Source organism: Cytobacillus firmus, assembly GCF_023657595.1.
Lineage (GTDB): Bacteria > Bacillota > Bacilli > Bacillales > Cytobacillaceae > Cytobacillus > Cytobacillus firmus_B.
Genome location: NZ_CP098323.1, coordinates 3,879,371 through 3,891,234, shown reverse-complemented (window position 1 = coordinate 3,891,234; position 11,864 = coordinate 3,879,371). Strand labels below are relative to the sequence as shown.

The window sequence follows — 11,864 nt, the reverse complement described above, 5'->3', positions numbered from 1 at the left end:
TTGAAACTTTATATCAATATCACTTTATAGCGATAAAGCGCATGTCCATATGTTTAAACTGAACTATTGGACATAATCGTTAAGTGAAGGTAGAGGTGCGAACTTCATCAGTAAAAGCTTGGAGAAGAATGAGCTTCCATGAAAAGCTTTGAAAGGGTATGTTCGCCGAAGTGGAGAAAATCTCATCATTTTTTCTGCTGGTTTTGCATTGAATAAATGCAGGATTGTCAGGACATTGCCGTCCTGGAGAGCTATCTCACTGTGTTTGCTCACATATACATTTTGGCTGCACAGCAATGGGATAGTTAAACTATTCCATTGCTTTTTTTATTGCCCAAAAGGGGTATTTTAGATTTAAGGCCATTGTCAAATACAGCCGAGTGGACTGTCTTGCTTCACTTACATAGGACGGCAATTCATAAAATTACGAGATCTTTAGAAAGAAGGGAAAGCTGTGGGAATCATAGTGCAGAAATTCGGAGGCACCTCCGTGGGGACTGTAGACAGAATACAAAATGCCGCTAATCGGGTAATTGAGGAAAAAAACCGTGGAAACGATGTTGTTGTAGTTGTTTCGGCAATGGGCAAAACGACTGATCAGCTGGTTGGCATGGCAAGGGAGATTTCCCCATCACCAGATAAAAGGGAAATGGACATGCTGCTTACAACCGGCGAACAGGTGACCATCTCTTTATTAGCAATGGCATTAAATGCGAAAGGGCATCACGCTGTTTCTTTTACAGGGTGGCAGGCAGGTATTAAAACAGAAGCAGTCCATGGTAATGCGAGGATAGTAAATATTGATCCAGCCACCATTCAGGGGGAATTAAATCAGGGGAAAATTGTAATTGTAGCAGGCTTTCAGGGGATGACAGAAGATGGCTCAATTACCACGCTTGGCCGCGGAGGATCTGATACAACTGCTGTTGCACTGGCTGCAGCACTTAAAGCTGATAAATGTGATATTTATACGGATGTTACAGGTGTGTTTACAACCGACCCCCGCTTTATAAAGAATGCCAGAAAGTTACATTCTGTGTCCTATGATGAAATGCTTGAGCTGGCCAATTTGGGGGCTGGAGTGCTCCATCCAAGAGCGGTTGAATTCGCTAAAAACTATGGACTTCCGATTGAAGTGCGTTCAAGCCTTGAAAAGGAAGCCGGAACAATCATTGAGGAGGAAGTAAAAATGGAACAAAATTTAGTGGTGCGCGGTGTGGCTTTTGAAGATGACATAACAAGAGTAACAATCATTGGTCTTCCTAATTCACTGACTGGGCTGTCTACTATTTTCTCGGCGCTCGCCAAAAACCACATTAATGTCGATATCATTATTCAGAGCATGACAGAAGCCCAGACAACTAACCTGTCCTTCTCAATTAAGAATGAAGATCTGACGGATACAGTGAAAGTTTTAGAAAAGCATAGAGATCAATTAAATTATGACCGCATTGAGTGGGAATCAGGGCTTGCAAAGGTTTCAATTGTCGGCTCAGGCATGATTTCAAATCCGGGTGTGGCTGCAGAAATGTTCGAAGTGCTTTCAGCGAATGAAATTCAGGTGAAAATGGTAAGCACGTCAGAAATTAAAGTATCAGCGGTTGTGGAAAACAGTAAAATGATCGATGCTGTTGATGCTTTACACGAGGCATTCAAGCTGTCTGTTTCTGCTGTTAAGGCTTAATTCCGAAGCTATAAACAATAAGCTATCAGAAATTGATAGCTTATTGTTTGTACGTATTAGATGTTACTCAGCAGGATCCTTTTTATCCCACTTCACAGTAATAAGGATTTTGCCGGTTTTCTTGCGGGGATGTTCAAATGCCTCACAAATAACTTCTTTTTGAAATTCTATCTGCTGGGCTATAAAACCAGCTTCGAGCTGAAATGTGCAGTTATTGTTTTTTTGCAAGCGGCCAGCAATCAGCGGGCTTGATAATATCATTTCAAGTTCATGTTTAGATTCGTTTGCGATGGAAAGGTTGCCCCAGCCGGCATTTGTGAAAAATTCGGCAATCTGTCCGGCTGTTTCCAGAGGATACATGCGTGCAAGCCTTTTGCCGGCCCAATATAAAATTTCGGGTGCTTCATTTCCTAAAAGGTCATGCAAAAGAACTTCCCGGATTAGTTCATACCCAAATACCGGTACAGACTGTATGTGATCTTCATTAGATTTCGCAGATGCTAATTCGCTCAATAGTCTCCCCTCTTTCTATGATTCTATTATATACAATATGCTTGGGGAGTTAATATCAATTCAGTAAAAAATAGAACGATTTGCATAGAAATAATTACTATTTCAGTATATTGGAGACCGGCAATTAGGTCATATTGAACCGCAGGATAATATATGTTTTTAACCCGTTAATATTTTTTAAAAATTTTATTAATATGGAACATTTTATGTATCCGTTTTCTTGACGCTCTATTATCTTGGGAGTAAAATGGACATGTCACATAATTGTAAGAAAATGAATAACATTTTCGAGATGATGTCCTGAGCGGGGGCTCAGCATCGTTTTTTTAAAATCAGGGGGGGAAAGTTTATGGCAGGTAATCGTGAGTTTTTTAATCGCAGATTGCATTCATTGCTTGGCGTAATACCAGTTGGATTGTTTTTGGTGCAGCACCTTGTAGTGAACCATTTTGCAACAGGGGGAGAGGAATCTTTTAATAATGCAGCGCATTTTATGGAAAGTCTTCCATTTAGAATATTCCTTGAAACGTTTGTAATCTATTTACCTTTGCTGTTCCACGCAATCTATGGCCTTTATATTGCTTTTACTGCGAAAAATAACACAAGCAGATACGGATATTTCCGCAACTGGATGTTTATGCTTCAGCGTGTTTCAGGTGTCATTACGCTGGTTTTTGTTGCATGGCATGTTTGGGAAACACGTGTACAGGCTGCCTTTGGAGCAGAAGTTAACTTTCAGATGATGGAGAACATCCTGTCGAATCCATTTATGTTCTGGTTCTATATTATTGGAGTCATTTCTGCAATTTTCCACTTTGCTAATGGGCTTTGGTCATTCCTTGTCAGCTGGGGACTTACAGTATCTCCTCGTTCACAAGTTATTTCCACTTACGTAACGATCGGAATTTTCATTGCACTATCTATTGTTGGCGTACGTGCTCTTACAGCATTTATTTAATAGACATGTGAGATTATTAGACTTGATCGGATAAAAAGGGAATTGGGCAGCTGCCCGGCTCCGCATTATTGAAAGCGCAAAGGCAAAATCAGCACTTTTGGCAGAATAAACGCCATCGGAAGGCCTCAAGGGGACCGGTAAGCGGGTGCTGGCGCTTTTCTTACAAGTATTAAGGGAGTGAGTCACGATGGGTAAAGGAAAAGTTATAGTTGTCGGCGGCGGACTAGCCGGTTTGATGGCGACAATTAAAGTAGCAGAATCTGGGACTCCGGTTGAATTATTTTCTCTGGTACCGGTTAAACGTTCTCACTCTGTTTGTGCCCAGGGCGGCATCAACGGAGCGGTAAATACAAAAGGGGAAGGCGATTCTCCTTGGATTCATTTCGACGATACAATATATGGCGGGGACTTCCTGGCAAACCAGCCGCCTGTAAAAGCAATGGCAGAGGCTGCACCTGGCATCATTCATTTATTTGACCGTATGGGTGTTATGTTTAACCGTACACCTGAAGGTCTGCTGGACTTCCGCCGCTTCGGTGGAACACAGCATCACCGTACTGCGTTTGCCGGTGCTACAACTGGGCAGCAGCTGCTTTATGCAATGGACGAGCAGGTCCGCCGCCATGAAGTGGCAGGATTAGTGACAAAGTATGAGGGATGGGAATTTCTAGGGGTTATAATCGATGATGACGGAGCTTGTAAGGGTGTCGTTGCCCAGAACCTGACTTCTATGGAAATTAAGTCTTTTGCTGCAGATGCAGTTATTATGGCATCCGGCGGACCGGGAATTATTTTCGGAAAATCCACTAACTCTGTCATAAACACAGGCTCAGCGGCTTCAATCGTTTATCAGCAGGGCGCTTATTACGCAAATGGGGAATTTATTCAGATCCATCCAACCGCCATCCCTGGAGATGATAAGCTTCGCCTAATGAGTGAATCTGCACGCGGTGAAGGCGGACGAGTATGGACATATAAAGATGGCAAACCATGGTACTTCCTTGAGGAGAAATATCCGGCTTACGGAAACCTGGTGCCTCGTGATATTGCAACGCGTGAAATTTTTGACGTTTGTGTTAACCAGAAGCTTGGCATTAACGGGGAGAACATGGTATATCTGGATCTTTCCCATAAAGATCCTAAAGAGCTTGATATTAAGCTTGGCGGAATCATTGAAATCTATGAGAAATTCCAGGGTGAAGACCCTCGTAAAGTGCCAATGAAGATCTTCCCTGCTGTCCACTATTCAATGGGCGGATTATGGGTTGACTATGATCAGATGACAAATATTCCTGGCTTGTTTGCAGCTGGTGAATGTGATTATTCACAGCATGGTGCCAACCGTCTTGGCGCCAACTCACTGCTATCAGCCATTTATGGCGGTATGGTAGCAGGCCCGAATGCAGTCAAGTATATCAGCGGATTAGATAAGAGTGCTGAAGATCTGCCATCATCACTATTTGACCGCCATGTAAAACAGGAAGAAGAAAAATGGAATAATATCATGTCTCTTGATGGCACAGAGAATGCATATGTCCTTCATAAAGAGCTTGGTGAGTGGATGACAGACAATGTAACGGTTGTCCGCCATAATGACAGGCTGTTGAAAACAGATGAAAAAATTGTTGAACTTATGGAGCGCTATAAAAACATTAATATTAATGACACTGCGAAGTGGAGCAATCAGGGTGCAAGCTTTACGCGCCAGCTGCAGAATATGCTTCAATTGGCACGTGTTATTACAATTGGTGCTTATAACCGTAATGAAAGCCGCGGAGCACATTATAAGCCTGATTTCCCTGAACGTAATGATGAGGAATTCATGAAAACAACAATGGCGAAGTTTGTTGATGCAAATTCCGCTCCGGCATTCCATTACGAGGAAATTGATGTAAGCTTAATTCCACCGCGTAAGCGTGACTATTCCAAAAAGAAAGGGGAGAACTAAACCATGCAAGAAACAAAAACGAAAACAGTCCGTTTTGTAATCAGCCGCCAGGATACTCCTGATTCAGCCCCTTATCAGGAAGAGTTTGAAATTGATTACCGTCCGAACATGAACGTTATTTCAGCCCTTATGGAGATTCGCCGTAATCCGGTTAACGTGAAGGGTGAAGATACTACTCCAATCGCATGGGATATGAACTGCCTTGAAGAAGTCTGCGGTGCTTGTTCAATGATTATTAATGGAAAGCCCCGCCAATCATGTACGGCACTTGTAGATCAGCTGGAACAGCCAATCCGTCTTGAGCCGATGCGCACGTTCCCGGTAGTCCGTGACCTGCAGGTCGACAGAAGCCGTATGTTTGATTCCCTGAAAAAGGTTAAAGCATGGATTCCAATCGATGGCACGTATGATTTGGGACCTGGACCGCGTATGCCTGAGAGAAAGCGCCAATGGGCTTATGAGCTTTCAAAGTGCATGACATGCGGTGTTTGTCTGGAAGCATGTCCGAATGTTAACAGCAAATCTGACTTTATCGGACCGGCTCCTTTATCACAGGTTCGCTTGTTCAATGCTCACCCAACTGGTGAAATGAATAAAGCTGAACGTCTGGAGCAAATCATGGGTGACGGCGGACTTGCCAATTGCGGAAACTCTCAAAACTGCGTACAGTCCTGCCCGAAAGGCATTCCTTTAACAACATCCATTGCGGCACTAAACCGCGATACAACATTCCAGTCTTTCAAAAACTTCTTTGGAAGCGACCAGATCTAAACTTGAAAAACCCCTTTCCTTTTGGAGAGGGGTTTTTAGTCTATATTCGCATAATCTATTATTTAACACAGATGAAAGGTTTTCAAATAATTCAAAAAACACTATAATGAAATACAACAGAGTGAATGCTCATTCATAAAAAATTGGGAGGGACCAGCATGAAAAAATTGAGCTATATAGACGATTTTAAAAAATGGGAAGAAGAATTCATTTTCTTTCATCCAGTAAAAGTCAGATTTTCTGAAACTGATATGTTTGGACATTTGAACAATACCATTCCATTTACATACTATGAAGAAGCAAGGATAGAATTTTTCAAAAGCAAGGGCTTTATGCAGGACTGGGTAAAGCATGATAGTGAAACCATACCAGTCGTAGCAGACCTCCAATGCGATTTTATCAGCCAGGTTTTCTTTGATGAAGAGATACAAATATACGTAAAAGCTGCTTCAATAGGGAATTCTTCTGTTGATCTTCATTATATGGGCAGGAAATCAGACGGTTCAGTTTGCTTCACCGGCAGGGGGACGATGGTGCAGATATCAAAGGTGACAGGCAAGGGTGTGCCTTGGACCGAAAATATGAAAGAAATGCTGAAAAGCGGGGTTAAAGTCCGAGCCTAGCGGCACAATGGCACATTTCCTGAAAATAACTTTCTCCTTTCACTAAATATAGTCACTTCGGCTGTTTTGCTGACATATGATATGGTGACTAAATATATACCCATCCCGCGGTTCATAGCTGGCGAAAGGCAAGGAGGGTTACAATACTTGAAGGAGAATGAATATACTCACAAGCCGTTACTCACCAAACGAGAAAGAGAAGTATTCGAATTGTTAGTACAAGATAAAACAACAAGGGAAATCGCTGGTGAATTGTTTATAAGTGAAAAAACGGTTCGGAACCACATTTCTAATGCCATGCAAAAGCTTGGTGTAAAGGGGCGATCACAAGCTGTTGTAGAGCTCCTTCGAATGGGAGAGCTAGAACTTTAATTTAGACCGGCTATCCTTCTGGGAGGCCGGTTATCACATTTATATAGGGAATATTTCATTATTGGATTTATTTCTGTCTTGAAATTTATGCGGAAAAAGGTGAAAATAAATGCACAAGGGCAGAAAACATCGTAAAAGCTTAAATGGGAGTGTTTATGAATGAAGCTGGAAGATCCTAAAACAAATGAAATAAATGATGTTGTAGCTGATATTGAAAAAGACTTAAGATACATATCCGGCATTATCAAGCAAAAGGGAAGGGAAATTCTAAGTGATTTTACCATTACCCCTCCTCAGTTTGTGGCATTGCAATGGCTGTTTGAAGAAGGTGATATGACTATCGGCGAGCTGTCAAATAAAATGTATCTTGCATGCAGCACGACAACAGATCTTGTTGACCGAATGGAGAAAAACAGCCTTGTGAAAAGAGTGAAAGACCCAAATGACCGAAGAGTAGTCCGGATTCATCTGCTTGAAGAAGGAGAGCGGATTATTGAAGAAGTTATTAAAAAACGCCAGGATTACCTAAAAGAGGTTCTTAAAAATTCTTCACATAATGAGGTCTTGTTCTTAAAAGATAACTTAATGAAATTACACCATGATATGCGCGGAGAATGAGGCGGTACTTTTGAAACAACCTATAGGAATAATTGACTCCGGAGTGGGGGGCTTAACGGTCGCGAAAGAAATCATGCGGCAGCTGCCAAATGAAGATATTGTATACCTCGGAGATACAGCACGATGCCCGTACGGCCCGCGGCCTGGTAAAGAGGTGAAATCCTTTACCTGGCAAATGACGGAGTACCTGCTGAAAAAAAACATTAAAATGCTTGTTATAGCCTGTAATACAGCTACTGCTGTCGCTCTGGAGGAAATACGCAGGGAACTGCCGATACCGGTTATCGGTGTCATTTTCCCAGGCGCAAGAACAGCTATTAAAGTGACGAAAAACCATATAATTGGTGTCATTGGCACAGAGGGCACAGTCAAAAGCAAGGCATATGAAAATGCGCTGATTCAGATAAACAGCAGGTCTGCCGTGCATAGTCTGGCATGCCCCAAATTCGTTCCTCTTGTAGAGAGCGGGGAGTACGAAGGTTCAGTTGCCAAAAAAATAGTGGCTGAGACGCTTCAGCCCTTAAAAGGAAAAGGAATGGATACACTCATTCTTGGATGTACTCATTATCCTTTACTAGAACCGATTATTAAAAATGTAATGGGTAAAGATGTAAAGGTCATCAGCTCAGGTGAGGAAACAGCAAGGGAAGCTAGTACCATTCTGCATCACCATGGCCTGCTTAAAGCTGTGGATGAAAATCCGGAATATAAATTCTGTACAACTGGCTCCACGGCCATTTTTTCTAAAATTGCTTCCAAGTGGCTTGGGGTTACTGTCGATGCTGTAGAAAAAATTTCCCTTTAATAAATGCAGACACCTTCTGAATTTTTTCAGAAGGTGTTTTTTAAGAAATCTCCACGTTACTTTTAGATTACTTTTTAAAAAAGCTCTGGTATCATGAAATTGAAGAAAAACTATACTTAATTGAGTTGGTGATCAATTTGCTGGCACAAGCCGAAAACTATTTAAAAAAATATTTTGGATATACTTCTTTCCGCCCCGGCCAACAGGAGATTATTCAGAATATCCTCTCACAAACCAATACTCTTGGAATTCTTCCAACTGGAGGCGGAAAGTCAATCTGCTTTCAAATACCCGCTCTTGTACTCCCCGGAACGGCCATTGTGATTTCTCCCTTAATTTCCCTGATGAAAGATCAAGTAGATGCCCTTAGCACTGCAGGCATCCCGGCTGCTTATATAAACAGCACGTTGTCTTCTGCCGAGTATCAGCACATTGTGGCTGGAATACGCAATGAAGAATATAAGCTCGTGTATGTGGCGCCGGAACGATTTGGGTCCATGGCCTTTTTGCAATTATTAAACGATATTTCAATCAATGCGATTGTCTTTGATGAAGCACATTGTATTTCACAGTGGGGGCATGACTTCCGTCCAAGTTACCGTTCCGTAGTCTCAGAGCTTAGCAATCTGCACCAGAAACCTGTAACTGCTGCTTTGACTGCAACAGCAACACGGGATGTCGCAGAGGATATCCGCAGGCTTCTAAACATCGGCGAGGAAAATACGTTTATAACTGGTTTTGCAAGGGATAACCTCTCCTTTCACGTATTGAAAGGTGTTAACAAAAGAGACTTTATATTACAGACCCTAAATAAACATAAAAACGAAGCAGGAATCATTTATACGTCAAGCCGCAGGGAGACAGACCAGCTGTACCAGTTCCTAAAAGGCAAGAACTGCTCAGTTGCTAAATATCATGCAGGCTTAAAGGAAGAAGAACGGAAAAAAGCACAGGATGCCTTCGTATACGATGAATCAAATATTATGGTCGCAACAAATGCTTTTGGAATGGGGATTGATAAATCCAATGTCAGATATGTCATCCACTATAATCTTCCGCGGAACATTGAAGCTTATTATCAGGAAGCGGGAAGGGCAGGAAGAGATGGAGAGGATAGCATATGTTATTTGCTGTTTGCTCCTCAGGATATCCAGCTGCAGAAATTTTTGATTGAGGAGAGCAGTCTGGATCCCCGGAAAATGGAGCAGGAATACAGCAAGCTAAAGGATATGGTTAATTACTGCCACACAGAAAAATGCCTTCAATCCTATATCATCGATTATTTTGATGAGAATGCCGAACCGATCCTCTGCGGCAAATGCAGCAGCTGCCTGGATGAACGGACAAGCATCGATATTACTCAGGAAGCTTTAATGATTTTTTCGTGCATTAAGCGGATGGAAGAAAGATTTGGCGTTACTTTGACTGCACAGGTTTTGAAAGGCTCAAGTAATAAAAGAATCCGAGAGCTTAATTTTAATAAACTTTCCACATTTGGGCTGATGAAAAACCGCAAAGAAAAAGAGATTTCAGAGATGATCAACTATCTGCTGGCTGAGGATTATCTGGTTTTAACAGATGGTAAATATCCGACCGTTAGGCTGTCAGCAAATGCAATTCCTGTCTTGAAAGGACAGAAAAAACTATCCATGAAAATTAGTGTGCCTGTATCTGTTCAGGAAGCAGATGAAAATATTGAACTTTTTGAGATCCTGAGGAAGCTCAGGAAAAAGATTGCAGATGAAGAAAATGTTCCTCCTTTTGTGGTGTTTGCTGATACCGCATTGAAAGAAATGTGCCGTTATTTTCCTGTGAGCAAAGACATGATGTTAAATATTAAAGGTGTAGGGCAAATGAAGTTTGACAAGTATGGGGAATATTTTATTGAGGCAATCAAAGAATTTGCCGAAGAACATAATATTTCCCCTATGCCTGCAGCAGATACGCCTTCAGTGTCAGAGGAAGTACAAGATGACCGTCCAAGCTACCAGATTACCTTTGATTATTATAAGAATGGAAATACCATAACGGAAATAGCCAAAAAGCGAAACTTTTCCCCAATAACGATTCAGGAGCATATCTTCCGCTCGATCAAAGAAGGCAATGCAATTGACTGGTCAGATATTTTCAATGAGACGGAAGAAAAGCTTGTTTTACAGGCAGCGGAAAAAGCAGGAAGAGAAAAACTGAAGCCAATTAAAGAAGAACTTCCGGATGAGATAGATTATTTTAAAATCAAAGCCGTCCTGGTAAAAGACGAACTGCAGAAGCAAAATTGAAGCTCCTTATTGGGGCTTCTTTTAATATGTCTCTATGGCAGCCATACTTCAGATTGTCCGAATTTGTCAAAAATCTATTCACACTTTTATCCCAAAAGACGGTCTAAATTACAGATAGGCTCGTATACATGTAGTACAAACTGTCTCAGGGGGGATTATGTATGTCTATAAATAAAAAAACGTCGATAGTGTCAGCTGTGCTGGTTTCATCTGTATTATTATCAGGCTGCGGATTGTTCGGAAGCCAGGGGAAAGAAAAGGTCGATCCGCCAAAAGCAGTATCTTACACCGATGAAGGCGAAAGTGTTGCTGAGGAAACAACAGGAAAAGAAACAGCTGAAAATGAAGAGGGTGTTACGGCAAATCTTAAAACAGAGCTTTACTTGATTGATAAAAATGGGTATGTTGTTCCCCAGACGATCGATCTTCCAAAAACGAATTCAGTTGCTACACAGGCGTTAGAGTACCTGGTGGAAAACGGTCCTGTTACAGAGCTTCTTCCTAATGACTTCCGAGCAGTCCTTCCGGCTGATACAAAAGTTTCTGTAAATATTAAAGATAAAGTGGCAACCGTCGATTTTTCAAAAGAATTTCAGGAATATGCTAAGGAAGATGAAAAGAAAATTCTCCAATCCGTTACCTGGACACTTACACAATTTGATTCCATTGATAAAGTTAAGCTGACATTAAACGGACATGAATTAAAAGAGATGCCTGTGAATGGCACTCCGGTCAGTTCGGCGTTAACGAGAGCCAATGGAATAAACATGGATACAACGGAAGTAGTGGATATCACGAATACGAAGCCGGTGACCGTTTATTATCTGGGCGGGGATGAAGAAAACTATTATTATGTGCCTGTTACCAAGCGTGTAAGCAATGATATGGACAATAAAGTTGAAGCGGTTGTATCCGAACTGATAAAGGGGCCGAACTATGCATCCAATCTGGTGACAGACTTCCTTCCGGATGTAGAGCTGCTTGAAGCTCCAAAAATTGAAGAAGGAAAAGTCACATTAAACTTTAATGAGAATGTTTTCAGCAGCTTCGAAGAGAAAATGATTTCCAAGCACTTGCTGAATGCACTCGTTCTTTCACTGACAGAACAAAAGGGTATAGAAAGCGTGGCTGTCACTGTCGATGGCGAAGCAGAGATTGTCAATGAGGATGGCCAAAAACTATCCGAGCCTGTAACCCGCCCTGAAAATGTGAATACAGGAAGTTTTTAATATAGCAGATTTTGTTATACTATATAGTAACAGGAAAAAGAGGTTGGCATATAATGCCGCCTCT

At 41.7% G+C, this 11,864-nt stretch carries 11 protein-coding genes and 1 riboswitch; of the genes, 10 read left to right on the top strand and 1 reads right to left on the bottom strand.

Annotated elements, in window-relative coordinates; genetic code table 11:
- The first annotated feature begins 82 nt into the window (after nucleotides 1-82).
- Nucleotides 83-262: riboswitch (Lysine riboswitch) on the top strand.
- A gap of 192 nt (nucleotides 263-454) precedes the next feature.
- Nucleotides 455-1,684: an aspartate kinase gene (locus NAF01_RS19710; RefSeq protein ID WP_163143721.1), complete on the top strand. Its 1,230-nt coding sequence runs from the start codon at nucleotides 455-457 to the stop codon at nucleotides 1,682-1,684.
- Between the two features lie 63 nt (nucleotides 1,685-1,747).
- Here NAF01_RS19710 and NAF01_RS19705 read toward each other — a convergent pair whose 3' ends face one another.
- Nucleotides 1,748-2,197: a YslB family protein gene (locus NAF01_RS19705; protein ID WP_048011041.1), complete on the bottom strand. Its 450-nt coding sequence runs from the start codon at nucleotides 2,195-2,197 to the stop codon at nucleotides 1,748-1,750.
- A gap of 349 nt (nucleotides 2,198-2,546) precedes the next feature.
- On the opposite strand from NAF01_RS19705, the gene NAF01_RS19700 reads away from it, so the two are divergent.
- The 9 genes from NAF01_RS19700 (at nucleotide 2,547) to NAF01_RS19660 (ending at nucleotide 11,800) form a co-directional block, all read left to right on the top strand.
- On the top strand, nucleotides 2,547-3,155 hold the full coding sequence (locus NAF01_RS19700; protein WP_035330248.1) for a succinate dehydrogenase cytochrome b558 subunit: 609 nt from the start codon (nucleotides 2,547-2,549) through the stop codon (nucleotides 3,153-3,155).
- Nucleotides 3,156-3,342: 187 nt separating this feature from the next.
- The gene (gene sdhA, locus NAF01_RS19695) at nucleotides 3,343-5,103 is read left to right on the top strand and encodes a succinate dehydrogenase flavoprotein subunit (protein ID WP_163143717.1); all 1,761 of its coding nucleotides are present in this window, start codon (nucleotides 3,343-3,345) and stop codon (nucleotides 5,101-5,103) included.
- 3 nt (nucleotides 5,104-5,106) lie between these two features.
- Nucleotides 5,107-5,874 (top strand): succinate dehydrogenase iron-sulfur subunit, encoded by a 768-nt coding sequence (gene sdhB / locus NAF01_RS19690; RefSeq protein ID WP_035330246.1) that lies wholly within the window; start codon nucleotides 5,107-5,109, stop codon nucleotides 5,872-5,874.
- Nucleotides 5,875-6,032: 158 nt separating this feature from the next.
- Nucleotides 6,033-6,497, top strand: coding sequence for an acyl-CoA thioesterase (locus NAF01_RS19685; RefSeq protein ID WP_048011039.1), 465 nt, complete (start codon nucleotides 6,033-6,035; stop codon nucleotides 6,495-6,497).
- 147 nt (nucleotides 6,498-6,644) lie between these two features.
- A complete protein-coding gene (locus NAF01_RS19680; RefSeq protein WP_009333184.1) occupies nucleotides 6,645-6,869 on the top strand; it encodes a helix-turn-helix domain-containing protein in 225 nt (74 codons plus the stop codon).
- A 159-nt stretch (nucleotides 6,870-7,028) separates the two neighbouring features.
- A complete protein-coding gene (locus tag NAF01_RS19675; RefSeq protein ID WP_061791493.1) occupies nucleotides 7,029-7,487 on the top strand; it encodes a MarR family winged helix-turn-helix transcriptional regulator in 459 nt (152 codons plus the stop codon).
- Between the two features lie 10 nt (nucleotides 7,488-7,497).
- Nucleotides 7,498-8,292, top strand: a complete 795-nt coding sequence (gene racE / locus NAF01_RS19670; RefSeq protein ID WP_163143715.1) for a glutamate racemase — start codon at nucleotides 7,498-7,500, stop codon at nucleotides 8,290-8,292.
- 137 nt (nucleotides 8,293-8,429) lie between these two features.
- Nucleotides 8,430-10,571, top strand: coding sequence for a DNA helicase RecQ (recQ, locus tag NAF01_RS19665; RefSeq protein ID WP_163143713.1), 2,142 nt, complete (start codon nucleotides 8,430-8,432; stop codon nucleotides 10,569-10,571).
- A gap of 161 nt (nucleotides 10,572-10,732) precedes the next feature.
- Complete coding sequence (locus tag NAF01_RS19660) at nucleotides 10,733-11,800, top strand: GerMN domain-containing protein (protein ID WP_248348289.1); 1,068 nt, start codon at nucleotides 10,733-10,735, stop codon at nucleotides 11,798-11,800.
- Nucleotides 11,801-11,864: the final 64 nt, after the last annotated feature.